Here is a 23,423-nt window from a genome sequence, read left to right as displayed (position 1 = left end):
ACCCGGCCTGAGCGCGGGCGCTTCGCGGCGTTCGCCAGAAACGGCCACGCGCGGCTGCCAGAACGGTCGCCGCGCGTGGCGCCGAAGGTTTTTCGTCCGATGAATGCGAAATGGCGTCAGGCGCGGGCACGCGCGCTCTTGCCGCCTCTCGCCCCGGCGCGCCCGCGTGCGCCCGCGCGATGCGGACTGGCCGCCGCGCGCATGTCCATGCGCTCGACCGTGAAGCTGAACTTGCGCACGAGGCGCTCGCCGTGCGCGAGCACCGTCATGCCGTTGGCGTCGCCGCCGCCGCGCAGGTTCACCGCATTGATCGGATGATCGACCGGTTCGAAGCAGAAGAAGTCCTTGCCCGGCGGCGTGTAGAGCACGTAATAGTCGGTGTTCGCGCAGATCGACAGCGACAGGCGGCGGCGCTCCCACACCACGGCCGCGCGCCCGCTCCAGCCGCTGAAGGCGTGATTGACCATCTGTTCGGGCAGCGGATACGCCACGCCGAACTGCCAGGCGGGCGGCGCGGGCACGTGGCGCACCGGCAGCCAGTCGGCGCCCGAGAGCCACAGGCCGCTTGCGGGCGCGGAAAGCTCGGTGCTCGTATCGCGCGCGAGGAACGGATGCACGCCCAGCCCGAACGGCAGCGCCTCGCGGCCGACGTTTTCCACTTCCAGCGCCATGCCGAGCGTCGCGCCTTCGAGCGTATAGGTGAGCACGGCGCGATACGCATACGGTTCGCCCTGGCTGCGGTCGAGCACGAGGCGCACGCTTTCGCGCGCGGCGCTCTCGACGCTCCAGTTGGCGAGCCAGCCGTCGCCGTGGATCGGCAAGGGTTCGCTGGCGCGATTGCGCGGAATTTCCACGTCGCGCCCGCCAAACTGAAAACGACCATCGCCGATGCGGTTCGAATACGGCAGCAGCGGATAACAGGCGAGATCGTTCGGGTCCATGCGGGCGCTGACCTGCTCGCACCGGCGGAATACGGGTTCGAGCGCGCCTTCGCTGCGCCAGTCGAAACGGGTGATGCCGCCGCCCAGTTGCGGCGCGACGTCGAGGCGCAGGTAGGCATTCGTGAGCGTGACGCAGGCCACGTCGCCGGCGCCGGCCGCGCCGATCGCGACCGCCGATGTGCTCGGCCCCGGCATGACGGGGTGCGTGGCGGCTTCCAGCCGCGCGCGGCGGGCGGCTGCGGGCGATCCCGCGGCAGGCGATCCTGCGGCGGGCAGCGCAGCGGCGGCAGCGTCGCCGGCAAGCGGCGCGCTGGCAGATTTGCGGGATCGGGCGGTAGGACGCAAAGCGGAATTCGCGACGCTCATGAGCGGCTCCTCGAGAGGCATGATGGATCGCCGCCTTCGATAGCGGCGCATGGGCGGCCTGCCGGTCACTTCGCCACGATGTCCCGGCAGCGCCTTTCGTGCGCTGCGCCTGCCTGCATCGGGTGACGGCCGCTTCTTGTCTAAGCCCTGCTGCTACACGTACTGCAACAACACTGCTAGCACCTTAGAGATGGCAGCGCTTTCACGCCAGATTGGTGCGCGATTACCGTGTGCTTGTGTTGCCTGGCTACAACGAAGGCGATGCGCCTTGCTGCAATGGCAGGCTCGCGTGCTCTCGAGTTCCGCAGCGTCGAACGCTGGTTCGGATAACTCAGCGTTTGCCCTGGAAACGCGGCTCGGGCAGTCCCGTGCGGCGCGTCTGCGCCACGAACACGCCGCCCGCGTGCGGTTCGCGCTCGAGCGCTTCGTTGCTGAGACCGTCGCGCGCGCTCGTCACATAGAGCGTCGAATGATGCGGCCCGCCCAGCGTCACGCACGTGGGCTGCACCGTGGGCACGCGAATGCGGTCGGTTTCCACGCCATCCGGCCCGTAACGCACGACGCATCCGCCCGCCCATTGCGCGTTCCAGAGGCCGCCGTCGCTGTCGACGGTCGAGCCGTCCGGCTCGCCTTCGTGATCCGGCACGCGCACGAACAGACGATCGTTTGCAATCGTTCCATCCGCGCCGTAATCGCAGGCGCGAATCTCGCGCGTGAAGGAATCGGCGTAATACATGGTGCGGCCGTCGGGGCTGAAGCCGATGCTGTTGGCAATCGCCGCCACCGGCAGCGGCAGTTTTTCCAGCGTGAGATCGTGATTGAGCCGATAAAAACCGCCGATATGCTCGAACGGCTTGCGCTCGTATTTCGTGCCGAACACGAAGCGGCCCTGGCGGTCGCAACGTCCGTCGTTCAGGCGCACCGGCAGATCCGGCTCGACATCGACGATGGGCGTGATCTCGCCCGTGCGCAGATCGAAGAACGCCAGCCGCGAAGCCAGGCCGATCAAGAGCACGTCCGGGTCTTCGCAGAGCGCCAAGCACGCGAGGCGCTCGGGCATCGGCCAGGTGCGATGCGACTGGTCGGCCGTGTCGTAGCGCGCGAGGCTCGCGCCTTCGATATCGTTCCAGTAGAGCCGCGCGCTGCGCGAGCACCACGTCGCGCCTTCGCCCAGCGTGTTTTTCGCGTGAACGAGGAGTTCGGCGACTTCGTCCTGCGTTGCGTGCTGTCCTGCGCTCATGCCCAGCCTCCATCCACGACGATGTCCTGCGAGGTGATCATGCGGCTGTCGTCGGCGGCGAGGAACAGCGCCATGCGCGCGAGATCTTCGGGCAGCAGTTCGGCGTCGATGCACTGGCCGCGCTTGATGTTTTCGCGGCCTTCGTCGGTGAGCCACAGGCGGCGCTGCTTCTCGGTCAGCACCCAGCCCGGCACCAGCGAATTCACACGAACCCCGTACTGGCCGAGATCTTTCGCGAGGCCACGCGTGAGCCCCTGCACCGCCGATTTGCTCATCACATAGACCGGATAGTCGCTGTTCTTGAGCATCCAGCTAATCGAGCCGAGATTGATGATCGAGCCGCGTTTTGCCGCCTTCATGTCTTCGGCCACCGCCTGCGCCGCGAACAGCTGATGCCGCACGTTCACGGCGATGCCCGCATCGAACGACTCGGGCGTGACATCCGCGAGCGTGTGGCGCTTGTCGTTCGCGGCGTTGTTCACGAGCACTTCGATGGGGCCGAGCGCGGCTTTCACATCGGCGATGGCGGCGCGCAAGGCGGCGATATCGGTGAGATCGACGCGTGCGAACAGCGGCTTGTGACGTGAATCACCGAGTTCATCGGCCAGCGCTTCGCCCGCCGTGGCATCGATATCGAAGAACGCCACGCGTGCGCCCTGCACGACGAAGTGCTCGACGAACGACGCGCCGATCCCGGTCGCGCCGCCCGTGATGAGAACGACGCGATCCGCAAGGCTGGGATAGCGCGCGAAGCGGTCGTGCGCGTGATGCGTGCTGGCGTTGGCCGGTGAAGACATATCAAGCTTCCTGGTGGGTTGAGTCGTGCGTTTAATCCCGCGCGCCGCGATTCTTCAACTGGTCGAGCAGCACCGCCGCGAGCAGGATCGCACCGCGCACGAGGTACTGATAGAACGCGTCGATGTTGAGCAGATTCATCACGTTCTCGACCGTGCCCATGATCAGCACGCCGATCACCACGCCCGAGATCGTCGCGCGCCCGCCCAGCAGCGACACGCCGCCCAGCACGCACGCCGAAATCACGTTCAGCTCGAAACCTTCGGCCGCATTCGGCTGGCCCGAGGTGATACGCGCCGCCAGAATCACACCGGCCAGCGCCGTCACCGCGCCCTGAATCAGGAAGATCCACACGCGCGTGCGCTCGACCTTGATACCCGCGAGACGCGACGCCTCGGGATTGCCGCCGATCGCCAGCGTGTTACGCCCATACACGGTCTGATTGAGCATCACGCCGAACACGATGAAGCAGAACAGCGTGACCCAGATCGGCAATTGCACGCCGAAGAAAGCCATCGTGCCCATCGCAATGAAGGTATCCGACGACACGCCCACCGCCTGGCCGTGCGAGACGATGAAGCCCAGACCGCGCACGATTTCCATCGTCGCCAGCGTGGTGATCAGCGCGTTGATGCGCAGATACGCGATCACCGCGCCGTTCACGAAGCCGATCGCCGCGCCCGCCGCCACCGCCGCGATAATCGCGATAAAGGTATTGCCGGTAGCGTTGAGCACCATCGCGCAGAGCACACCCGCGAATGCGACGGTCGAGCCCACCGAAAGGTCGAAGTCGCGCGAGGCCAGACAGAACATCATCGTGCAGGCCACCATGCCGATCTGCGAGATCGACAGTGCAAGGCCCAGCATGTTTTCGATCGAGAAGAAGTGATCGACGGTCAGCGACATCGTGATGAACATGACCGCGAAAATCACGATCAGGCTGTACTCGGTGATCTGCTGCCACCACTTCTGTTTGTCGCTGGTTTTAGGGATCAGCGCTTCGGCGGCGCTGTGCGCCACGCTCTTCGCTGCGTCGGCGGCTTCGGCCGCAAGGTTGTCTCGTTGCATTTCCATCACTCCTTCCCCGTCAAGCGGCGCGACGCTGCGCGCCTTGCGGCAGCGCGAGGTCCAGCACCGCATGTTCGCTCGCCGCGCTGCGCGGCAACTCGCCCGAAATACGGCCCTCGCGCATCACCACGATGCGGTCCGAGACACCGAGCACTTCCGGCAATTCCGATGACACCATCACGATCGCGCAGCCGCGTGCCGCCAGCTGGTAGATCACGTTGTAGATTTCATGCTTCGCGCCCACGTCGATCCCACGCGTGGGTTCGTCGAGAATCACGACCTTGAGATCGGGTTCCGCCAGCCAGCGCGACAGAATCGCCTTCTGCTGGTTGCCGCCCGACAAAAAGCGGATCTTCTGGCGGCGGCTCGGCGTCTTGATCTTCAGCAGCTTGATGAAGCGGTCGGCGGTTTCGGCCTCCTTCTTGCGGTCGAGGAACATGCCCGCGCGCAGGAAATGCCGGCGGCAACTGATGTTGATGTTCTCCGAGACCGTTGCCATCGCAACGATGCCCTGCTCCTTGCGATCTTCCGGGCACAGCACGATGCCGTGACGGATCGCATCGCTCGCGCTCTTCACGCGAATGCGCTTGCCGTCGAGTTCGATCTCGCCCGCGCGACGCTTGTGCGTGCCATAGATCAGCTGCATCAGTTCGCTGCGGCCCGCGCCCACGAGACCGAAGAAGCCGACGATCTCGCCCGCCTTCACCGCGAAGCTCGCCGGTTGCGACAGCGGATGACCTTCGATCCCGCTCACCGCAAGGCGCACGTTGCCGTGCTCGCGCGGCGTGTAGTTGTAGATATCGCTGATTTCGCGACCCACCATTTCCTGCACGAGCGTTTCGCGCTTCACCTCTTCGAGCTTCTCGTGCGAGGCGATCTTGCGGCCATCGCGGAAGATCGTGCAGGCGTTGCACAGCTCGTAGATCTCGTCCATGCGGTGCGAGATGTAGATGAGCGCGCGATTGTCGGCCTGCAGTCCGCGCACGAGCTTGAACAGCACTTCGGTCTCGCGATGCGAGAGCGAACTGGTCGGCTCGTCGAGCGCGATCACGCGCGCATTGCGCAGCAGCGCCTTGCAGATTTCCACCATCTGGCGCTGCGCGATGGAGAGCTTGCGCAGCTTCGCGGCGGGGTCGAGATCCACGCCCATCGCCGTGAGACGTTCGCCCACGAACTTGCGCGCCTCGCTGCGCCGGACCCAGCCGAGCGCATTGGGCAGCGCGCCCAGCAGCAGATTTTCCGCGACCGTGAGGTCGGGCACGTATTGCAGTTCCTGGTGAATCACGGCGATGCCGGAGCCGATCGACGCCGCCGCATCGGCGAACTTCACCTCGTTGCCGTCCATCAGGATGCGGCCGGAATCGGGCTGATATTCGCCGCCGAGAATCTTCAGCAGCGTCGATTTGCCCGCGCCGTTTTCGCCCATGAGGCCATGCACTTCGCCCGCGTTCACGTCGAACGACACGCCGTCGAGCGCGCGCACGCCGGGGAACACCTTGCCGATATTGTCAAAACGCAGTGTCGCTGACACTTCGGTTTCCTCTCATTCGATGCGCCGCGGGCGCGCTGCGCAAAAACCATCGGTCTTGCAAGCGCCCCGCAGCGGGAAACACCTAACAACCTCTATCCAGCGCTTACTTCGACGCGAGACCCATCTGCTGACGCACGTTTTCCACGTTGTCGCGCGTGGCCAGCATGCCCGTCGTCAGCGTGAGCTTCGGCGGTTCCTTGCCTTGCGTGATCCATGCGTACATCAGGTCCGAGGTTTCTTCGCCGTGACGCTTCGGGCTGATGATGACGGTGCCGTAGAAGCCCGTCGGCTGCGGCTTCTTGAACTCGTTCAACGCCGAGTCCGAACCGCCAATGCCGATACCGATCATGTTGTCGGCCTTGAAGCCGCGGCCTTCCGCTGCACGCACGGCGCCGAGCACGCCTTCGTCGTTCAGCGCGTAGGCAACCCAGTGCTTGAACTGCGGGTTCTTCGTCAGCGCGATGTTGGCGGCGTTGAAGGCGTTTTCCGTGTCGGTCTTCGCCTGCGGCGCCATGACGATGTTCGCCTTCGGGAAACCGGCGGCGACCAGCGCGTCGGTTGCGCCGCTGGTGCGGTCATGCGCCGTCGGCAGCTGCTCGTAGGTCACGTCGATGGCACCGACGTCCTTCATGTCCCAGCCGCGCTTCTTGATTTCGGCGGCGATGCCGTCACCCACCTGCTTGCCGATGTTGTAGGCCGAAATGCCCATGTGCGGCACCGACTCGATCGGCTTGCCCGCGCCGTCGACGAGGCGGTCGTCGACCGTCATCATCTTCAGGCCGTCGGCCTTGGCCTTGGCGACGATGCCCGGCCCGAGCTTGACGTCAGGCGTGCAGATGATGAAACCCTGCGCCTTTTGCGCGGCCAGGTTGTCGATCGCGCTCATCACCTTTTCACCCGACGGCGCACCGATCTTCACCAGCGTGAAGCCCTTTTCCTTCGCGGCGGTTTCGGCGAACTTCCATTCGTCCTGGAACCACGGTTCTTCGGGCTGCTTGACGAGAAAGCCGATCTTCACCGGATCGGCGGCTTGTGCGACGGGCGCATGGGCGAGCACGGCAGTCGTCGCGGCGGCGATCAGCGTGAGGAAAATCCTGCGTTGCATGGTGTCAGTCTCCTGTCTTCTTCAGTCACGGGAAGGGTGGCGGCCGCCTTTTTCTGCCTTCGCCCGCGCGCGGCCAGCGCTGCGGCGAAAGTGCTGCAATGTCTTGCTGCGTTTTGTGCCTTCGTGCTGCTTTTTGGGTGCTGCTTTTGGGTACTGCGTTTTTACTGCTGTTTTACTGCGTTATTCGTGATGCAGCGCCGTGCGCCCGCCATCGATCGTGATGCAACTCGCGTTAATGAACGGCGCTTCGTCGGACGCGAGGAACACGGCCGTCATCGCCACTTCTTCGGGCTTGCCGATGCGCTTCATCGGCGGCAATTCGAGCGTCGCGCGGCGCGCCGCTTGCGGGTCCGGCTGCGCGTTCCACCAGTCGTGCGTCAGTTGCGTCTCGATGTAACCAGGCGCGATGGCGTTCACGCGCACGTTCTTCGGCGCGTATTCGATGCCGAGCGCGCGCGTGAGGCCAATCACGCCATGCTTCGCGACCGGATACGGAAAGCAGCCCGGAATGATCTGGAACGCGTGCGTCGAAGCGATGTTGATGATGCTGCCCGCGCGGCGCTCGACCATGCCCGGCAGCACGGCGCGGCAACCGTTCCAAACGCCGTCCAGATCGACGGCGAAGCAGCGCCGCCAGTCGTCGTCGGTCATCGTGAGCGGATCGGCGAACACGTTGATGCCCGCGTTGTTGACGAGCACGTCGACCGGACCGAACGCCTGCTGCGCTTCGCTCACCGCCGCCTGCACCGACGCGGATTGCGTGACGTCCGTGCGCACGGCCAGCGTTTTCGCGCCGGTCTGCCCAGCGATCTCGCGCGCGCTTGCCTGCGCGGTTTCGATATCGAGTTCGGCGAGCACGACCGCGGCGCCCTCGGCGGCGAACGCGCGCGCAATCGCTGCGCCGATGCCGCGTCCCGCGCCGGTAACCACCGCGACCTTGCCCGTCAGGCGGTTCACGCCTTGACTCCCGCCGGCATGCCCGCGTGGATACCCTGCGCGCGCGCCGTCTCGTGCCAGCCCGCGATAAAGGCGAGCGCGTTGGCGCGCGTCGCGGCCACGTCCTGGCCCGGCTTGTAGAGCGCCGATCCCAGACCGAAGCCGCTCGCGCCCGCCGCCAGTTGCGGGCCCATGTTGTCAGGCTTCACGCCGCCCACGGGCAACAGCGGCACGATCGCCGGCACCACCGCGCGCCAGGCCTTCGTGACTTCGGGGCCCAGTTGCTCGGCGGGGAACATCTTCAGGCCGTCCGCGCCGCACTTGAGCGCAGCGAACGCTTCCGTCGGCGTCGCGACGCCCGGCACGCAGGCCATGCCTTGCAGCTTCGCGGCGAGGATCACGTCGGTATCCGCGTGCGGCATGACGATCAGTTCGCCGCCTGCGGCCTTCACATCGCGCACGCGCTCGGTCGAGAGCACAGTGCCCGCGCCGATCATCGCGTCGGGCGGCAGCGTCGCGCGCAGCGCCGCGATGCTTTCCAGCGGCGACGGCGAGTTGAGCGGCACTTCGATAATGCGAAAACCGGCCTCGTAGATCGCGCGGCCATGTTCGGCGGCCTCGGCGGGCTTGATGCCGCGCACGATCGCGATCATCCGGCACGCCGCAAACGCGGCCACGAAGCCCGCGTGAGGCGTGTACGGAGCAGGCAGATTCAGTTCGGGTTGCATGGACGTTTCCTGTGTGTGCTGCGTCGTTGCGTGTTCGATGCGAATTCAGGCAGCGGCACGGACGAGGCCCGCGCGCACCGCGATGCGCCAGAGACCGCGCTCGGTGGCGGCGTGGACGATCCGCGCGCCGGTGCAGCCGAACTGCGCCAGCGCAAGCCGATAGCGCTCGCACAAGGCATCGGCGCCAATCAGTTGCGGCGTGCAGGCCGCAAGCGCCACGTCGCGACGCGCCAGCACGGCTTCGAGCCCGGCGAGTTCATGGCCGATCACGAGACCCGAGAGATAGTCGGGTTGTTCGTCGGCGGCCAGTTGATCGGTGAGACCCAGCGTGCGCGTGCTGAATGCGGTCGCGAGCAGCCCCGCGCTGCCGTGTTCGCGCGCCACCGTCACGCCGCGCAGGAACGCGGCCGTGTCGGGCGCGGCCGGAAGCTTCATCGTGCGGCCGAGAATCGTGTGCGCCTTGAGCGCCGCGTAGACCTCGCCGGTCATGAAGGTGTAGAAACGCGCGATGCGCGCGCCTTCCAGCACGGCCCATTTGGCGTGCGTGCCGGGCAGGCCGATCAGCGCCGTCGGTGCTTCGGCTTGTGATTCGCTTTGTGCCTCGCTTTGTGGCTGGTCTTGCGAAGATTCGCCGCTCAACGCGCCGAAGATCTGCGTTTCCTCGCCGCGCATCACGTTCGGCAGCGCGCCCGGTTCGAGCACGCCCGGCACCACGGCAACCTGCGCGCCACAGGCCGCACGCACCGTGACGATGCCGGCCACGAGCGCGTCTTCGCCAGCGGGCGTTTCCACGTACGGCGCCTGCACCCAGCCCTGCGCGCTGCCGACCATGCCGGCGGCCAGCACAGGCAGCGACGGACTGGCGGCGAGCCACACGCCGCACGCTTCGTCGAAGGCGGCGTCGAAACCGCCCTCTTCGGCCGGCACCGGCAGATTCATGATGCCCGCCGTCGAAACGCGCGTATCGAGCACCTTGCCCGCCGCATCGAAGAGATACGCGCGCAGCGAAGTCGTGCCCCAGTCGAGCGCGATCAGCGCCGCTGCAGCGTGTCCCGCGTTTTTGCCCTGTTCCATAGCGTGTTCAGTCGTGCGGCCGGTCATCGGCGAATCCTGCGCGTTGCGGGCTGCGGCGCGCGCCAGCCGAGTTCCTGCGAAATCGCGCGCGCTTCGCGCTGGATCACCGGAATCAGTTCGTCCATGCGTTCGAGCGGCATATAGGGAATCGTGCTCGCCACCGACAGCGCCGCGACGATCGCGCCCGACGCATCGCGCACCGGCGCCGCCACGCAGCGGATCGACACTTCGTTTTCCTCAAGATCGAAGGTGTAGCCGCCCGCGGAATAGGTGGCCATGCGCTTGAGGAAGGTATCGGGATCGAGGCTGTGATCGGGGCGGAAACTCACGGCCGCCAGCGTGCGGCGCGACGCTTCGAACAGATCGCGCCAGGACTGCGGCGCGAGGTCGAGCATCATCGCCTTGCCGATGCCCGTCGACGCGAGCGGCATGCGGTGCCCCACGCGCGAGCGCATTTCCAAGCCGCGCTGGCCGGGAATCTTGTCGATGTAGAGCACGTCGTCGCCGTCGCGCACGCCGAGGTGAATCGTGTCGAGCGTGGCATCGGCGAGCGCTTCGAGGTGCGTGCGCGCGACCGCCGTGAGCGGCATCTGTTCGAGCGCGATGGTGCCGAGTTCGATCAGCTTCGGGCCGAGCAGATAGCCGCCCTGCACCTGACGCAGATAGCGCGCCTGCACGAGACTCGAGACGAGCCGGTGCGTGGTGCTGCGCGTGGTGCCGAGCACGGCGCCGAACGAGCGCAGATCGCGCACGCCCGCCGCAGCGGCTTCGAGAATCGCGAGACCGCGCAGCAGCGTCTGCGTGCCGGCTTGCGCCGAGCCGTCGAGCAGCGTGCCCGGCAACCCGACGATTTCGTCGTGACCGGCGCGAGCTTTGGCTTGTGGCTGCGTGGGCGAAGGCACTTGTGCGGCCGAGGCGACGTTCGTCGCAACCTTCGGCGCGGCGTTGGCGTCGATGCCGTTGAGGCTTTCGGTGAGATGGTGAGACATCGCTTTGTTCATGGCGAGGTCGATCTGGAAGACGGGAGAAGAGCGCGCGGCGTCAGACGACGGCGTGCGGGCCATGGTTCGGGATGCAGCGGCGCGCATTGGCGCTGGACGGCGGACGGCGAACGGCCGCGCACTGAGCGGGCTGGAACATGGCAAACGTCTCCGGTTTTGCCCGCTGGAGCGCATCGAAGGCGCGGCTGCGGGCTTTTCTTTAGGTTTGGCCGATCTCGACAGGCGTCGTTCTGGACTGCGATACACGTCGGATCGGATGCATCGGATTGTAGGGCGGTTTTTCTGCGATCTCCAATATGTGATTGGGTCGCTCATATATTGGGAAACTCACCCTTATCCGGATGGCTAACGTTGCAGCCCGCCTTGACGGAATCGAGGGCGCGATCAAGCGCCCTTGCAGAGACTTGAGCCACGTCATCTCCGGCGCACGCCGGAATCGCTCAAATCGCTGGAGGGCATATAAGATTTTGTATAACCTCAATCCACCCAAACCCTTGCACTTCTGCACCGGTGCGCTGGCCGATCTCCACGTTTTTCCTGAGAAAGCCCGCAAGGAAGCTGGCCGGCAGTTGCGGCGCGTGCAACTGGGCCTCGATCCGCACGACTGGAAGCCCATGAACCCCGTCGCGCCGGGAGCGCGCGAGATCCGCATCCGCGACGAACGCGGGGCGTTCCGCGTGCTCTACGTCGCGAAGATCCACGAAGTCGTGCTGGTGTTGCACTGCTTCAAAAAGAAAACCGAAAAGACGGCCTTTGCCGACCTTTCGCTGGCCAGGCAACGTTATCGCGCTGCCCTCACACAGGAGTTCGAGCGATGAAGATCCAAACCTTCGACAGCGTCTGGGACGCGATCGAGGCCACGCCCGAAGCGGCGCAAAACATGACGCTGCGCTGCGATCTGATGATCGCGCTCGAGGAACATATCAAGCGCCATGACATGACGCAGGCTCAGACCGCCGCGCTGTTCGGCGTGACGCAGCCGCGCGTGTCCGATCTCGTGCGCGGCAAGATCGATCTGTTCTCGCTCGATGCGCTCATCAACATGGCGGTGGCGGCGGGCATGAAGATCGAACTGCGCATCACGCCGCGCGGCCCGCACGATGGCGGCACCCATGAAAAAACGGCCACCCGCTAACGCCGGCAGCCGCTCCTTCACTTCTTGCACGTCAAGCGAAGCGCCCGCGCGCCCCACTCACCCGCCTCACTTCCCAGCCGGCGCCTTGTAGGCAACGCAATCGACTTCCACCTTGCAGTCGATCACCATGCTCGACTGCACGCAGGCGCGCGCCGGCGGATGATCGCCGAAGTACTCGCGGAACACCTTGTTGAAGGACTGGAAATCGCGCGCATCGTCGAGCCACACGCCGCAACGCACGACATGCTCCGGGCCATAACCGGCTTCCTTGAGAATCGCGAACACGTTCTGGATCGTCTTGTGCGACTGCTCGACGATCCCGCCGTTGATCACTTCGCCGTTTTCCATCGGCGTCTGGCCCGAGACGAACAGCCAGCCATCGGCTTCCACTGCGCGCGCGAACGGCAGATGTTGTCCGCCCTGGCCCTTGCCGCCTTCTACTCCATATCGTTTCATCGTTTGCTCCTTTGAGTTCGTGTGGCGCGCCCGCGCAAGCGAATGCCAGCGCGCCAGAGGTCGAATGAGTGCTTAAAATGCCGCCGCGTCGGCGCTCGCATCGCGCGGACCGCGCGCAACGAAGTGCCCGGCGCGCTCGCCGGTCGGCTGGCCGTCGCGATACGACAGCACGCCGTTCACCCACACGGCGTCGATGCCTTCGGCCACCTGCTGCGGCTTGTCGAAGGTGGCGGCGTCGCGCACCTTCGCGGGATCGAACAGCACGAGATCGGCGTGCCAGCCCACATGCACTTCGCCGCGCTGCTCAAGGCCAAAACGGCGCGCCGACAAACCGGTCATCTTGCGCACCGCTTCTTCGAGCGGCAGCAGCTTCGCATCGCGCGCGTAGTGGCCGAGCACGCGCGGAAACGCGCCCCACAGACGCGGATGCGGCAGCGGATCGTTCGGCAACCCGTCCGAGCCCACCATCGTCGCCGGATGCGAGAGGATGCGGCGCACGTCGTCTTCCGACATGTTGTGATAGACCGCGCCCGCCGGTTGCAGGCGCTTGCCCGCTTCCTGCTGCGACACGCCCCACTGCGCCGCGATGTCCTTGATGAGCTTGCCGGCCTGTTCGGGATGCGGCGTCGACCACGTAATCGTGATGTCGATATCGCCCGTCACCTGCTTGAGATCGAGCGTCGACGAACTGCGGCTGTACGGATAGCAGTCGCAACCCACCGGCTGATACTTGCGCACGCGTTCGAGCGATTCGAGCACTTCCGTGCTGCGCCCCCAGTTCGACGGCCCCGCGCATTTCAGATGCGAAATCACCACCGGCACACGCGCATGCTTGCCGATGTGATACGCCTCGTCCATTGCGTCGAGAATCGCGTCGAATTCGGTGCGCATGTGCGTCGTGTAGAGCGCGCCCGCGAGCGCGAGCGGCTCCGCCAGCGTGGCAACTTCTTCGGTCGACGCCTCGTAGGCCGAGCCGTAAGCAAGGCCCGTCGACAGGCCAAGCGCGCCGTGCACCAGCGCCTCTTCGAGTTGCGCGCGCATCGCCTCGATCTCGGCGCGGTTCGCCGCGCGCTTGAGATCGTCGAGATGGTTGTTGCGCAGCGCCGTATGGCCGATCAGCGCGCCCACGTTCACGGCCGGTTTTGCCGCGTTCACGGCATCCACGTAATGCTTGAAGGTCGGATACTGGAACGCGTCGCGCGCGCCGAGCAGGTTCATCGGATCGGGCGGCTCGCCCTTGAGCGAGACCGGCGACGCGCTGATGCCGCAATTGCCGACGATCACCGTCGTCACGCCCTGGCTGATCTTGGGCAGCATCTGCGGCGCCTGAATCACGTGGGTGTCGTCGTGCGTATGCACGTCGATGAAACCGGGCGCGAGCGCGCGGCCTTCGGCTTCGATCACCTCTTCGGCGAGCCAGTTCGACAGATTGCCGATGGCGACGATGCGCCCGTCGCGCAACGCCACGTCGCGTTCGACCGGCGGCGCGCCCGTACCGTCATAAAGCATGGCGCCGACGATCAGGGTGTCGGCGGCTTCGGGATGCGAATGCATGTCAGGGTCTCCTGTCGATCCCAAACGTCAGAAAGAAGTGATCGATCGTCGATCGTATCCGGATGGCGGCGCGGCTGCGCTTTCGCAGTGTGCGCTCAATCGCCCAGCGGCTGCCGCTCGCCGCCGCGTCCGGCCGTGCCGCGATGCGCATCGAGCGCATGTTTCATGCGGCGCAGCAATTCGCGGCTTTGCTCGGGCTGCGCGAGCGCGAGTTCCGTGACGAGCACGTCGAGCGCCATCATCATCGCGTAACGCGACGACGACGGCTTGTAGATGAAATCGGTTTCGCTGGCGACGATCGGCACCAGCCAGTCGGCGATCGCGGCCAGCGGCGAAGCGGGCGCGGTCAGCGCCACCAGTTTCGCGCCGTAGTCGCGCGCGATGCGGCACGCGTCGAGCAGTTCGGGCACGCGCCCGGTGACCGACAACGCGACCACCACGCAATCGGGCGACAACGTGCTCGCCACCATGCGCTGCAACAGGCTGTCCTGGTACGACGCGACCGGCCGGCCCAAGCGCACGAGGCGAAAGCGCATTTCGTCGGCAAGCGCGCTGGAGCCGCCGCCCATGCCGAACACGTAAATCATGCGCGCATTGGCCAGCGCCGCGGCGGCATCGGCGAACGGCGCCTGGCGCAGCAGTTCGTGGTTGCGCGCCAGCGCGCCGTGGATTTCCTCGTAGACGCGCGAGGCAAGCGACTCGTCGACTGCGGTGGCGTTTGCAACCGCCGCTGCGGCGGCTTCGGCCGCACGCTTCTTGCGCTTGCCTTTGCCCGCCTCGCCTTTGGCCACCTGAGGTTCGGGCGCGGCGCGCAGGAAACGCTCGCCCACCGCGGCCGCCTGGGCAAGCCGCAGCTTCAACTCGCGCACATCGTGGCACCCTACGGTTTTGGCGAAGCGCGTAACCGACGCCACGCTCACGCCCGCGCGCTGCGCCAGCTCGCCGATGCTGGCGCGCGCGGCGGCGGCCAGATTGTCGAGGATCAGCGCGGCGACATCGCGCTCGGCCGGACGCAGATCCGGCACGCATTGCGCGATGTGCGCGACGATGTCGAAGCGGCCGGTGAATTGAGCGGGCTCGGCGGCGGAATTCATATGATGCGCGGTAGATTCAAATTGAGCTGCGGAAACAGCTCTGTTAGTAAATAACATTTCACGCAGCGATGGTACTTTGTGTACTATCAGCGAGTCAACGCCTCAAGCTGTCGATACTGTCATATCAGGCGTTATAGAGATTATGGAGCGAGATTACATGAAAGTTACAAACTATCAGAGTGCGACGATCGACCCGAACAGCAAGGGCCTCGGCAACGTACCCGGCGCGAGCGTGCCGCTGGGCGACGCGGGGCGCCTCGAATGGAATCTGCTCGCTGAAGACGTCAGCCTGCCGGCCGCCGTTCTCTATGCGGATCGCGTCGAGCACAACCTCAAGTGGATGCAGGAATTCGTCACGCGCTACGGCGTGAAGCTCGCGCCGCACGGCAAGACCACGATGGCGCCGCAGCTGTTCCGCCGCCAGATCGAAACCGGCGCGTGGGGCATCACGCTCGCCACCGCGCATCAGACGCGGGCGGCGTATCGCGGCGGCATCTCGCGCGTGCTGATGGCGAACCAGCTCGTGGGGCGCCGCAACATGGCGATCATCGCCGAACTGCTCAGCGATGCCGATTTCGAGTTCTTCTGTCTGGTCGATTCGGTGGAAGGCGTCGAGCAGCTCGGCGAATTCTTCCGCGCCGCGAACCGCAAACTCGAAGTGCTGCTGGAACTGGGCGTGCCGCGCGGACGCACCGGCGTGCGTGACGCCGAAACGCGCCGCGCCGTGCTGGAGGCGATCGAGCGTTACCCGGATTCGCTCAAGCTTGCGGGCGTGGAGATTTACGAAGGCGTGCTCAAGGAAGAAAGCGAAGTGCGCACCTTCCTGCGCGACGCCCTCAACGTGACCGAAGAACTGGCCGCCGCGGGCCGCTTTTCGCGTTCGCCGGCGCTGCTGTCGGGCGCGGGATCGGCGTGGTACGACATCGTCGCCGAAGAGTTCGCGCAGGCGTCCAAGGCGGGCAAGATCGACGTGGTGCTGCGTCCCGGCTGCTATCTGACGCATGACGTGGGCGTCTACAAGCAGGCGCAGTCGGACATCCTCACGCGCAATCCGGTCGCGCGCGAAATGGGCGTGGCGCTGCTGCCTGCGCTGCAGCTATGGGCGTATGTGCAGTCGATTCCCGAACCGGGCCGCGCGATCATCGGCTTCGGCAAGCGCGATGCGGCCTTCGATGCGGGTTTTCCGGAAGCATCGCGCCACTATCGTCCGGCGCGCGATGGCGAAGTGCATGGCAAGCCGCGCGAGATCGACGCCAAGGAAGGCTGGCAGGTGTTCCAGATGATGGATCAGCACGCCTATCTGCAGATTCCGGCCGGCGCGGATATCAAGGTCGGCGACATGATCGGCTTCGATATCTCGCACCCCTGCCTCACCTTCGACAAGTGGCGTCAGTTGCTGGTGCTGGACGACGCGTATCGCGTGACGGAAGTGATCGAAACGTTTTTCTGAGGGCCCGGCGTGTCAGGTCGTGCCGGCGGCGTTTTCGGCCGCCAGCGCGGCCGCCACGCCAATGCGCTCTTCCATCATGCGCAGCGCGCCCGACAGCGCCGTGAGCGCGTCGTCGGGCAAGGACATCGTTTGTTCAAGGAAGTCGTTGCGAAGCGGCAGGCTCGCTTCGACCACTTCGCGGCCCGCGGCCGTCAGCTTGACGTTGGTGATGCGGTTATCGCGTTCGTCGGCGCTGCGCTCGATCCAGCCGAGCGACTCGAGCGGTTTCAACTGGCGCGTCAATGCGCCCGGGTCCACGCGCAGGCGCTCGACCAGGCGCTTCTGCGACGATGCGCCGTCCTGATCGTGCAACGCGAGCAGGATGCGCCAGCGCGGCATCGGATGACCCACCTGCGCCTCGAACGCCGACATGAACGCACGATAAGTGCGTCCGAATTGCTGAACGATGGCGATGCGGTCGTGTGCTTCCATGCTGTGTCTTCCTGCTGTTTTTCCTGAGTAGCGTTGTCGGGCGGGTAGCGGGCGCGGGTATCGAGCGGTTTTCAGGCGAACACGCTCAATCGGCGTGAATCACCGGCTCGACCTTGCGGCGCAGCGTGATGAGCGGCACGCGCCGCGTCTGCCAGACCGACACCAGCGCGATCACCGCCGCCAGCGCAATACCCAGATGGATCGCACCGACCAGCGCCTCGCGCGCGGCTTCGAGCAACGGCGCGCCATTGTGCCCGGCCTTCGCCAGTTCGCCAACGAGCGCGTTCTGCGCGTTCCGGTTGATCAGGATCTGCGGATCGGCGAGTTGCGAAAACCATTGCAGCGCGCCATCGGCGTCGAGCGCCTTGTGCACGCCGCTCGAATACAGCTGCGTGACGAGCGTGCCGGTCAGCGCCGTGCCGATCATCCCGCCGATCATGCGCAGCGACTGCAGCAGCGCCGTGGCGATGCCCAGATGCTCGCGGCCCGCCGTCTGCTGCGCAAATACGGTGAGGTTCGGCATCACGAAACCCAGCCCGAGGCCGCCGATAATCATCAGCGTCATCAGCAAGGCGCGCGGCGTGGTGTGCGACGCCAGCGCGACCGCGAAACACGACAGCGCCAGCATGGCGAAGCCGATGTAAAGCATCAAATTGGGATTGCGGATACGCGAAACGATGCGCCCGTTCGCGATACTGCCGATCGTGATGAACACCACCAGCGGCGTGATGACCACGCCCGCCTCGTTCGGCGACATGCCGAAACCGCCCTGGAACAGCAGCGGCGCGTAGAACAGCAGCGAGAACATCGTGAAACCGCCCAGTACGGCCAGCGTGAACAGCGCGTTGAGACTGGCGTTGCGGAACATATCGACGGGCAGGATCGCCTGCGGACAGCGCCGCTCCCACTGCCAGAGCGCCCAGCCCGACGCCGCCGCAATCGCGAGCAGGCCGAGCGCCGACAAAGTCACGCCGTGCTCCGGCAAACGCTCGACGAAAAGCTGCAGGCTGCCGAGCGTCACGGCGATCAGCAGCGCGCCCGGCCAGTCCAGACGCATGCGCTCCTTGTGCACGACATGGCGCAGATGCGGCAGATAACGCCAGACGAAAAACAGCGAAAGCAGCCCGACCGGCAGGTTCACGTAGAACACCGAGCGCCAGCCGTAGTACTGCGTGAGAAAGCCGCCCAGCGACGGCCCCACCGCATTGGCGATGCCGAACGCCGAACTCATCAGCACCTGCCAGCGCAGGCGCACGACCGAATCGGGGAAAAGGTCGGGAATGCAGGCGAAGGCGGTGCCCACCAGCATGCCGCCACCGATGCCTTGCAGCCCGCGCGCGATCACGAGGAAGCCCATGCTGTTGGCCGCGCCGCACAGCACCGAAGCGCCCGTGAACACGACGATCGAGGCAATCACGAAGGGTTTGCGGCCGTAGTAATCGCCGAGTCGCCCGAAAATGGGGACGGTGATCACCGAGGTCAGCAGATAGGACGTGGCGACCCACGCGTAAAGCTCGAAGCCGCGCAGTTCGGCGACGATGGTCGGCAGCGCGGTGCCCACGACAGTCTGGTCGAGCGCGACCAGCATGGTCACGAACGAGACGCCGAGCATCGCCAGTAGCGACTCCCGGAACGGCAGCACCTGGCCGCTAGAGTGATGGGCGGCGGTATGAACGGCCATTTTTTGATCCTGCAACGATTGACGCGTCAAAGGATTCACATCTTAGCACGCCGATCCTCGATAAACTGGGGGCCACGGCACCTGCCGCACCGTCTTTCGGGAGACTTATGGCTACATTCAGCGCATTGTCCGAAGCCGATCTGATCGCGCTCAAACGCGCGAAGCATGAACTGGAAACGCCGCCGCTGGGCATGAAGCTGGCAGCGATCGTCGGCGCGCCGGTCGAGAAACTGATCGCGCGACTGCCCGCCGTCGCCAACGACAAGGTCAACGATGCCACCCAGGCGGCGCTGCGCAAGTGCCTGCAGCTCGCGCTCAAGACGCTCGGCAAACAGGGCGAAAGCGCGCTGGCGATTGCGGTGCCGGCCAAACCCAGCAATCTGCTGCACAAGTTCGCGGTGGCGACCACGGGCGCGGCGGGCGGCGCCTTCGGCCTCTTCGCGCTGCCGGTCGAATTGCCCGTGACCACGACGCTGATGTTCCGCTCGATCTGCGACATCGCGCGCAGCGAAGGCGAAGATCTGGCGAGCCCCGATGCGCAGCTTCAATGCCTCACCGTTTTCGGCATGGGCGGACGCTCGGCCGCCGACGACGAAGCCGATTTCGGCTACTTCGTCGTGCGCGGCGCGCTGGCGCAGGCGGTGTCTAAAGCATCGTCGGAGATGGCGGCGAAGGGCTTTGCCGCGCACGGATCGGCGGCGCTGCTCAAACTGATGCAGACCGTGGCCGCGCGCTTTTCGGTGCAGGTCAGCGAACAGGTCGCGGCGAAGTCGATTCCGGCGATCGGCGCGGTGCTGGGCGCGATGGTGAACACGGTCTTCATCGACCACTTCCAGAACGTGGCGCATGGCCACTTCACCGTGCGGCGGCTCGAACGCATTTACGGCGAGCCCGCCGTGCACGCGGCTTATGACGAAATCGAAGTCTCGCTCGATTGATTCGCGGGTTTTTGCGGCGTGCTTTGTGTCGATGAAGCGGCGTCGAACGGCGCCGCTTTCTGCGCGCGGGCCGTTGTATCGACGGTCGTCACGCGCTGAATGAAGCTCGCCGAATGGTCGAGCGAGCGACGCGCTTCAGGCATGAACGGCGCGTAGATCGGCCAGATATGCGGCAAGCCGCGGCCGATTTCGCAATCGACGGAAACGCCCGCTGCACGTGCGCGCTCGGCGGCGCGCAGCGTGTCGTCGAGCAGCGTTTCGGTGCTGCCCGCGAGCATGAACAGCGGCGGCAAGCCGTGAAAATCCGCATAGAGCGGCGAGACATAAGGATCGCTCGCGCTGGCCTCGCCCAGATACAGCGCAGCGACGCGCGTGAACACCTCGCCGCAGAACATCGGATCGCGTCCGTCGTTCGTCTGGATCGACGCGCCCGTCACGGCGAGATCGGTCCACGGCGAATAGAGCAGCGCACCGGCGGGCAACTTGTCGCCAGCGTCGCGCAACGCCACGAGCGTTGCCAGCGCCAGGCCGCCGCCCGCCGAATCGCCGGCGATCACGAGCGAGTCGGCGCGCACGCCATCCGCGAGCAGACGGCGGTAGGCCGCGAGCGCGTCGTCGAGCGCCGCCGGAAACGGATGCTCGGGCGCAAGACGGTAATCGAGCGAGAAGATATCGGCGTCGGCGCGCGGCGCAAGGCCGAAGGTGATCGCACGATGCGTCTTCGGCGAGCAGAAGTAATAGCCACCGCCATGCAGATAAAGAATCGTGCGCGGCGCCCCGCCCTCGCGCACCAGCCACTCGCCGCGCAGTTCATCGGGCTTGCCGTCATAGTGCTCGCGCAGTTGCCAGCCCGGCGGCACCGGCGGCAACCACACGCGTTTCGACGTGCCCGCACGCGTGCGCGCAACGTCGATCGGCTTGCGCGTGATGGGCAAAAAGCGGCGGCGCAGCCACCAGCAGATGAAGCGGCTTTGCAGACTCATAACGAGGCGGGGACGCAGTTCATCGGACGATCATCGTGTGCTTACGCCGGTTCGCAGATCAGTTCGCGGGCAACACCTGACCACGAATCTCACCCGACGGATTTTGTTGCGTGTGCACGTTGAAGTACCACTGGCCGGCCATCAGGTCGGTGACCTGTTTGTCGGTGAGCGTGGCGCTGCCCTTGATCGGGCTGGCGAGTTCGCCTTTGGGAATCGGCACCTGCACATTGGCGTTCTGGCCAACCGGCGCGGGGCCGTGGAAATGCGCGGCCGTCACCGGCGTGGAGAGACCTTCGTAGGAAATGGTCCAGTTCAGCGATTTGCTCGCCGTATCGAAAGTGGCGTTGAGCATGCCGTGCCCGTGACTCACGCGCGGCGGCACTTCACTGGAGGGTTCGAGATCGGCTTTCAGCGCGACGGTATCGGCAAATGCGGCACCGGAAGCGAGGACACACAGAGCGAGAGCGAGCTGCAGCGGGCGAAGCGCTTTCATGGGATTTCTCCGTTGTTGTGACGCGCTGCACAGAAAGAACTGAAAGGAACCTCTGGGAATCTCAAGCCAACCGAGGGCAACTGAGGTCGCAGCCGCGTAGCCACATGCTAGAGCAAATCCGCCAAATGCGTTGGGAGTGCCGCGGCGGTGGAGTGGTGAATCGATTGTGAAGCAGTCGTGAATCGATCGCGGATAAAAAAGAGCGCTGCGAACGGCGCTCTGAACCCAAGTACTACGTTCTACAGTGCTACCCGGTTGCGTGTGCGGCCCGGTTCGATGCCAGGCCGCGCACGTCTGTCTTGTTAGAAGCGATGACGGATACCCGTCGACACGACGCCCTGGCTCTTCGACGACGAGAAGTTGTCCGACGAGACGTAGCCAACTTGCGTGATGCCGTTTGCGTTCTGGCCAGCACCCCAAGCGCCCACGCCTTCGAGGTAGACGTCGGTGCGCTTGGACAGTGCGTAGTCGGCTTGCACGAGTTGCTGCCCGTACCGGCGTTGAGCACGCCGCCGTTGGCGTTGGTGTACGCGTACATCGCGCCGAGGCCGACAGTCGGCGTCAGGTTGTAACGCAGGTTAGCTCCGATGTTGTTGACGCGAACCGAATCGCCGCCAGCATTGTTCACGCGCGACTGCGTGAACACACGCCGCCAACCATCGGACCGTACGTGTAGTTGCCGCCCGCACCCCAGGTACGCTGGCGATGGTTCGCGCCCACGATCGCGCCTAGCGGATCGTTCACAACAGCGCCTGCACCGTTGTTGCTATCCATGCCGCGCCTGCAGTCAATACGCGCCTGACCGATCACAACACGCGCAGTATTTCGCTAACCGAAGCAGGCACCACCTACGCGCAGGCCTGTTGTCGCGTGCTGGAAGATCTTGAGCGCATCGCAACACAAATTGCGCGTGGCGTGTCGGTGCCTTCGAGCAAATGGCGCGTGGTCACGCATGCGTCGTTTTCGCTGCACGGCCTCACGCCGCTGCTCAAGCAATATCTGGCGACGTTCGATCAGGTGCGGCTCGCGCTAACGCTCCTGCATCGCCCTGTCGATCTCATCGAAGAAGGTTTCGATGAGGGCATCGTCGCGCTGCGCCAGGTAAACGGCAGCACGCTGATCGACCGCCCGCTCGTGACCGTCGCGCCGGTTGCCGTGGCGTCGCCCGCCGATCTCGGCACGCATCGCGCGCCGCTTCATCCCGACGATCTCGTGCGTCACACGCTGCTTGCGCCATCGGCCGATGTTCACGGCTACGAAGGCACTTCGAGGCCACCGACGGCACGCGCGTGCCGGTGCTGATCGACGCGACCTACGCGGTCAATAATTAGGAAATGTTACGTCAGGCAGCACTCGCCGGCATGAGCGTCACGATTCTACCCGCGAACTAGGTGGCCGCCGATCTCGCACTGGGTACGCTCATACGCGTACTCGCCGGTCACGAGATCCGCGACGCCGACAAGGAGCTCTCGCTCGTCTATCCGGGGCGCCGCCACGTGCTGGCGAAAACTCGTTCGTCGATTTCACGGTCGACTGGTTCCGACAGAGCGAAGTAACACGCGCGCCGATTATCGACACTTCGTGTAATAGTTAATTGATCGTTTTTATCTCGATTTCTAACTTCTCGCGAACTATCCTTGTGTTTGCGAGAAGTGACTCTTCATCGAAGGGTCTCCAAGCTTGAACGCGGCTTCGGCCGCGTTTTTTTTCGCCTGTTTTAATGAGTGTATGAGTGCGGAATGAGTTTCTGACAGAACTGCCAGTTTTGCGCCATATTCCGATCATCAAGCCAGCAGCGCGGCCTGTTGCTCGATGCCATCGAGCATTGCCTGACACGTGCGCATCAGCGACTTGCCTTCCTCGCGCACCTGGTTTTCCGTGTGACAGTTCATATGACGGCGATACGTTTCGAGCATCGGCTTTTGCGGATCAGCGCGGTGCCGCCCGTGTTCATAACCGCGCGCAGGATCGCGACGTTCGCGATCCTAGTGAGAACAACGATACGCAGTTGCGGCCAGTCGCACCGCAGCCCCCGCACGCGATGCAGATCATCTTCCGCGTCGTCGGGCTCGCCCAGCATCGTGAGGTCGGTGAGCACGACGTCGCATGGCACGTTTTCAAGAAGCCGGAACAGTTCGCGCGGACCAGTAGCTTCGCCGACGATCTGCATGTCTCAAGCCGCCTCGAGCGCGGAACGCACACCAAGCAACACAAAAGGATGATCATCTTCGAGGACTAGTCTTAATTTCAAAGTGGCTCGCTCTCGATGTAGTAGGGGTATCGGATCGGCCAACGCGTTCCCGGTTTTTCAGCCGGAACGCGGCATAGTCGCGAACGCGCTTTACGCGGCGTTTCTGAAGGCCCTCATATGACCATCGATTAA

Annotated in this window: 25 protein-coding genes; 5 read left to right on the top strand and 20 right to left on the bottom strand. The window is 65.1% G+C overall.

What is annotated here, in order from left to right; all coding sequences use genetic code 11:
- Positions 1–116: 116 nt before the first annotated feature.
- The 10 genes from U5A67_RS00530 to U5A67_RS00485 form a co-directional block, all read right to left on the bottom strand.
- The gene (locus U5A67_RS00530; protein WP_321815919.1) at positions 117–1,307 is read right to left on the bottom strand and encodes an aldose 1-epimerase; all 1,191 of its coding nucleotides are present in this window, start codon (positions 1,305–1,307) and stop codon (positions 117–119) included.
- A 331-nt stretch (positions 1,308–1,638) separates the two neighbouring features.
- Positions 1,639–2,547 (bottom strand): SMP-30/gluconolactonase/LRE family protein, encoded by a 909-nt coding sequence (locus tag U5A67_RS00525; protein WP_321815918.1) that lies wholly within the window; start codon positions 2,545–2,547, stop codon positions 1,639–1,641.
- The gene (locus tag U5A67_RS00520) at positions 2,544–3,344 is read right to left on the bottom strand and encodes an SDR family NAD(P)-dependent oxidoreductase (protein WP_321815917.1); all 801 of its coding nucleotides are present in this window, start codon (positions 3,342–3,344) and stop codon (positions 2,544–2,546) included. Before U5A67_RS00520 ends, U5A67_RS00525 begins: the two co-directional genes overlap by 4 nt.
- Before the next feature lie 31 nt (positions 3,345–3,375).
- The gene (araH, locus tag U5A67_RS00515) at positions 3,376–4,410 is read right to left on the bottom strand and encodes an L-arabinose ABC transporter permease AraH (RefSeq protein ID WP_205984006.1); all 1,035 of its coding nucleotides are present in this window, start codon (positions 4,408–4,410) and stop codon (positions 3,376–3,378) included.
- A 19-nt stretch (positions 4,411–4,429) separates the two neighbouring features.
- Positions 4,430–5,941, bottom strand: coding sequence for an L-arabinose ABC transporter ATP-binding protein AraG (araG, locus tag U5A67_RS00510; RefSeq protein WP_321815916.1), 1,512 nt, complete (start codon positions 5,939–5,941; stop codon positions 4,430–4,432).
- Between the two features lie 103 nt (positions 5,942–6,044).
- A complete protein-coding gene (locus tag U5A67_RS00505; RefSeq protein ID WP_321815915.1) occupies positions 6,045–7,046 on the bottom strand; it encodes an arabinose ABC transporter substrate-binding protein in 1,002 nt (333 codons plus the stop codon).
- A 180-nt stretch (positions 7,047–7,226) separates the two neighbouring features.
- Positions 7,227–8,003 (bottom strand): SDR family oxidoreductase, encoded by a 777-nt coding sequence (locus tag U5A67_RS00500; RefSeq protein ID WP_205984009.1) that lies wholly within the window; start codon positions 8,001–8,003, stop codon positions 7,227–7,229.
- Positions 8,000–8,710 carry a 2-dehydro-3-deoxy-6-phosphogalactonate aldolase gene (locus tag U5A67_RS00495; protein WP_205984010.1) on the bottom strand — a complete coding sequence of 237 codons (711 nt, stop codon included), beginning with the start codon at positions 8,708–8,710 and terminating at the stop codon, positions 8,000–8,002. Before U5A67_RS00495 ends, U5A67_RS00500 begins: the two co-directional genes overlap by 4 nt.
- A gap of 45 nt (positions 8,711–8,755) precedes the next feature.
- Entirely contained in the window at positions 8,756–9,784 is a 1,029-nt protein-coding gene (locus U5A67_RS00490; RefSeq protein ID WP_321815914.1) for a 2-dehydro-3-deoxygalactonokinase, read from the bottom strand.
- A 23-nt stretch (positions 9,785–9,807) separates the two neighbouring features.
- A complete protein-coding gene (locus U5A67_RS00485) occupies positions 9,808–10,785 on the bottom strand; it encodes an IclR family transcriptional regulator (RefSeq protein ID WP_321815913.1) in 978 nt (325 codons plus the stop codon).
- 404 nt (positions 10,786–11,189) lie between these two features.
- Between U5A67_RS00485 and U5A67_RS00480 the strand changes: the two genes are divergently transcribed.
- Together U5A67_RS00480 and U5A67_RS00475 are read left to right on the top strand one after the other, a co-directional pair.
- Positions 11,190–11,603 carry a type II toxin-antitoxin system RelE/ParE family toxin gene (locus U5A67_RS00480; protein ID WP_415767510.1) on the top strand — a complete coding sequence of 138 codons (414 nt, stop codon included), beginning with the start codon at positions 11,190–11,192 and terminating at the stop codon, positions 11,601–11,603.
- Entirely contained in the window at positions 11,600–11,920 is a 321-nt protein-coding gene (locus tag U5A67_RS00475; protein ID WP_321815912.1) for a helix-turn-helix domain-containing protein, read from the top strand. The genes U5A67_RS00480 and U5A67_RS00475 overlap by 4 nt, the downstream gene beginning before the upstream one ends.
- A gap of 66 nt (positions 11,921–11,986) precedes the next feature.
- Here the strand turns inward: U5A67_RS00475 and U5A67_RS00470 are convergent, their stop codons facing one another.
- From U5A67_RS00470 to U5A67_RS00460, 3 genes are all read right to left on the bottom strand, one after another.
- Complete coding sequence (locus tag U5A67_RS00470; protein ID WP_027815644.1) at positions 11,987–12,376, bottom strand: RidA family protein; 390 nt, start codon at positions 12,374–12,376, stop codon at positions 11,987–11,989.
- Between the two features lie 72 nt (positions 12,377–12,448).
- Positions 12,449–13,930 (bottom strand): D-aminoacylase, encoded by a 1,482-nt coding sequence (locus U5A67_RS00465; RefSeq protein ID WP_321815911.1) that lies wholly within the window; start codon positions 13,928–13,930, stop codon positions 12,449–12,451.
- Between the two features lie 95 nt (positions 13,931–14,025).
- Positions 14,026–15,024, bottom strand: coding sequence for a MurR/RpiR family transcriptional regulator (locus U5A67_RS00460; RefSeq protein ID WP_321815910.1), 999 nt, complete (start codon positions 15,022–15,024; stop codon positions 14,026–14,028).
- Positions 15,025–15,181: 157 nt separating this feature from the next.
- On the opposite strand from U5A67_RS00460, the gene U5A67_RS00455 reads away from it, so the two are divergent.
- A complete protein-coding gene (locus U5A67_RS00455) occupies positions 15,182–16,474 on the top strand; it encodes an amino acid deaminase (RefSeq protein WP_205984017.1) in 1,293 nt (430 codons plus the stop codon).
- A 12-nt stretch (positions 16,475–16,486) separates the two neighbouring features.
- Here U5A67_RS00455 and U5A67_RS00450 read toward each other — a convergent pair whose 3' ends face one another.
- Together U5A67_RS00450 and U5A67_RS00445 are read right to left on the bottom strand one after the other, a co-directional pair.
- Positions 16,487–16,945 (bottom strand): MarR family winged helix-turn-helix transcriptional regulator, encoded by a 459-nt coding sequence (locus U5A67_RS00450; protein ID WP_321815909.1) that lies wholly within the window; start codon positions 16,943–16,945, stop codon positions 16,487–16,489.
- A gap of 85 nt (positions 16,946–17,030) precedes the next feature.
- Entirely contained in the window at positions 17,031–18,626 is a 1,596-nt protein-coding gene (locus tag U5A67_RS00445; RefSeq protein ID WP_321815908.1) for an MDR family MFS transporter, read from the bottom strand.
- Between the two features lie 107 nt (positions 18,627–18,733).
- Here U5A67_RS00445 and U5A67_RS00440 point away from each other — a divergent pair, with 107 nt between their 5' ends.
- Positions 18,734–19,564, top strand: coding sequence for an EcsC family protein (locus U5A67_RS00440; RefSeq protein ID WP_321815907.1), 831 nt, complete (start codon positions 18,734–18,736; stop codon positions 19,562–19,564).
- On the opposite strand, the gene U5A67_RS00435 is transcribed toward U5A67_RS00440, so the two are convergent.
- The 4 genes from U5A67_RS00435 to U5A67_RS00420 form a co-directional block, all read right to left on the bottom strand.
- Positions 19,534–20,547 carry an alpha/beta hydrolase gene (locus U5A67_RS00435; RefSeq protein ID WP_321815906.1) on the bottom strand — a complete coding sequence of 338 codons (1,014 nt, stop codon included), beginning with the start codon at positions 20,545–20,547 and terminating at the stop codon, positions 19,534–19,536. The two genes, U5A67_RS00440 and U5A67_RS00435, sit on opposite strands and share 31 nt — an antisense overlap.
- 58 nt (positions 20,548–20,605) lie before the next feature.
- Entirely contained in the window at positions 20,606–21,040 is a 435-nt protein-coding gene (locus U5A67_RS00430) for a CHRD domain-containing protein (protein ID WP_205984022.1), read from the bottom strand.
- Positions 21,041–21,342: 302 nt separating this feature from the next.
- The gene (locus tag U5A67_RS00425; RefSeq protein WP_321815905.1) at positions 21,343–21,519 is read right to left on the bottom strand and encodes a hypothetical protein; all 177 of its coding nucleotides are present in this window, start codon (positions 21,517–21,519) and stop codon (positions 21,343–21,345) included.
- A 145-nt stretch (positions 21,520–21,664) separates the two neighbouring features.
- Positions 21,665–21,814 (bottom strand): hypothetical protein, encoded by a 150-nt coding sequence (locus tag U5A67_RS00420; RefSeq protein WP_321815904.1) that lies wholly within the window; start codon positions 21,812–21,814, stop codon positions 21,665–21,667.
- 96 nt (positions 21,815–21,910) lie between these two features.
- On the opposite strand from U5A67_RS00420, the gene U5A67_RS00415 reads away from it, so the two are divergent.
- Positions 21,911–22,342: a LysR substrate-binding domain-containing protein gene (locus U5A67_RS00415; protein WP_321815903.1), complete on the top strand. Its 432-nt coding sequence runs from the start codon at positions 21,911–21,913 to the stop codon at positions 22,340–22,342.
- Positions 22,343–22,928: 586 nt separating this feature from the next.
- Here the strand turns inward: U5A67_RS00415 and U5A67_RS00410 are convergent.
- Positions 22,929–23,210 carry a hypothetical protein gene (locus tag U5A67_RS00410; RefSeq protein WP_321815901.1) on the bottom strand — a complete coding sequence of 94 codons (282 nt, stop codon included), beginning with the start codon at positions 23,208–23,210 and terminating at the stop codon, positions 22,929–22,931.
- Positions 23,211–23,423 lie beyond the last annotated feature (213 nt).

This window comes from Paraburkholderia sp. J69-1 (genome assembly GCF_905220255.1).
Taxonomy (GTDB): Bacteria; Pseudomonadota; Gammaproteobacteria; order Burkholderiales; family Burkholderiaceae; genus Paraburkholderia.
The sequence above is the reverse complement of the archived record's forward strand: the minus strand, read 5'-3'. Positions and strand labels throughout refer to the sequence as shown.

What these genes read in the sequence shown, in the direction of transcription:
- U5A67_RS00485 (WP_321815913.1), bottom strand. Translation starts at nt 10,785, where the DNA reads ATGAACAAAGCGATGTCTCACCATCTCACCGAAAGCCTCAACGGCATC.
- U5A67_RS00445 (WP_321815908.1), bottom strand. Translation starts at nt 18,626, where the DNA reads ATGGCCGTTCATACCGCCGCCCATCACTCTAGCGGCCAGGTGCTGCCG.
- U5A67_RS00530 (WP_321815919.1), bottom strand. Translation starts at nt 1,307, where the DNA reads ATGAGCGTCGCGAATTCCGCTTTGCGTCCTACCGCCCGATCCCGCAAA.
- U5A67_RS00455 (WP_205984017.1), top strand. Translation starts at nt 15,182, where the DNA reads ATGAAAGTTACAAACTATCAGAGTGCGACGATCGACCCGAACAGCAAG.
- U5A67_RS00505 (WP_321815915.1), bottom strand. Translation starts at nt 7,046, where the DNA reads ATGCAACGCAGGATTTTCCTCACGCTGATCGCCGCCGCGACGACTGCC.
- U5A67_RS00460 (WP_321815910.1), bottom strand. Translation starts at nt 15,024, where the DNA reads ATGAATTCCGCCGCCGAGCCCGCTCAATTCACCGGCCGCTTCGACATC.
- U5A67_RS00465 (WP_321815911.1), bottom strand. Translation starts at nt 13,930, where the DNA reads ATGCATTCGCATCCCGAAGCCGCCGACACCCTGATCGTCGGCGCCATG.
- U5A67_RS00520 (WP_321815917.1), bottom strand. Translation starts at nt 3,344, where the DNA reads ATGTCTTCACCGGCCAACGCCAGCACGCATCACGCGCACGACCGCTTC.
- araH (WP_205984006.1), bottom strand. Translation starts at nt 4,410, where the DNA reads ATGCAACGAGACAACCTTGCGGCCGAAGCCGCCGACGCAGCGAAGAGC.
- U5A67_RS00450 (WP_321815909.1), bottom strand. Translation starts at nt 16,945, where the DNA reads ATGGAAGCACACGACCGCATCGCCATCGTTCAGCAATTCGGACGCACT.
- U5A67_RS00410 (WP_321815901.1), bottom strand. Translation starts at nt 23,210, where the DNA reads ATGCAGATCGTCGGCGAAGCTACTGGTCCGCGCGAACTGTTCCGGCTT.
- U5A67_RS00430 (WP_205984022.1), bottom strand. Translation starts at nt 21,040, where the DNA reads ATGAAAGCGCTTCGCCCGCTGCAGCTCGCTCTCGCTCTGTGTGTCCTC.
- U5A67_RS00420 (WP_321815904.1), bottom strand. Translation starts at nt 21,814, where the DNA reads ATGGATAGCAACAACGGTGCAGGCGCTGTTGTGAACGATCCGCTAGGC.
- U5A67_RS00490 (WP_321815914.1), bottom strand. Translation starts at nt 9,784, where the DNA reads ATGGAACAGGGCAAAAACGCGGGACACGCTGCAGCGGCGCTGATCGCG.
- U5A67_RS00495 (WP_205984010.1), bottom strand. Translation starts at nt 8,710, where the DNA reads ATGCAACCCGAACTGAATCTGCCTGCTCCGTACACGCCTCACGCGGGC.
- U5A67_RS00470 (WP_027815644.1), bottom strand. Translation starts at nt 12,376, where the DNA reads ATGAAACGATATGGAGTAGAAGGCGGCAAGGGCCAGGGCGGACAACAT.
- U5A67_RS00475 (WP_321815912.1), top strand. Translation starts at nt 11,600, where the DNA reads ATGAAGATCCAAACCTTCGACAGCGTCTGGGACGCGATCGAGGCCACG.
- U5A67_RS00435 (WP_321815906.1), bottom strand. Translation starts at nt 20,547, where the DNA reads ATGAGTCTGCAAAGCCGCTTCATCTGCTGGTGGCTGCGCCGCCGCTTT.
- U5A67_RS00440 (WP_321815907.1), top strand. Translation starts at nt 18,734, where the DNA reads ATGGCTACATTCAGCGCATTGTCCGAAGCCGATCTGATCGCGCTCAAA.
- U5A67_RS00525 (WP_321815918.1), bottom strand. Translation starts at nt 2,547, where the DNA reads ATGAGCGCAGGACAGCACGCAACGCAGGACGAAGTCGCCGAACTCCTC.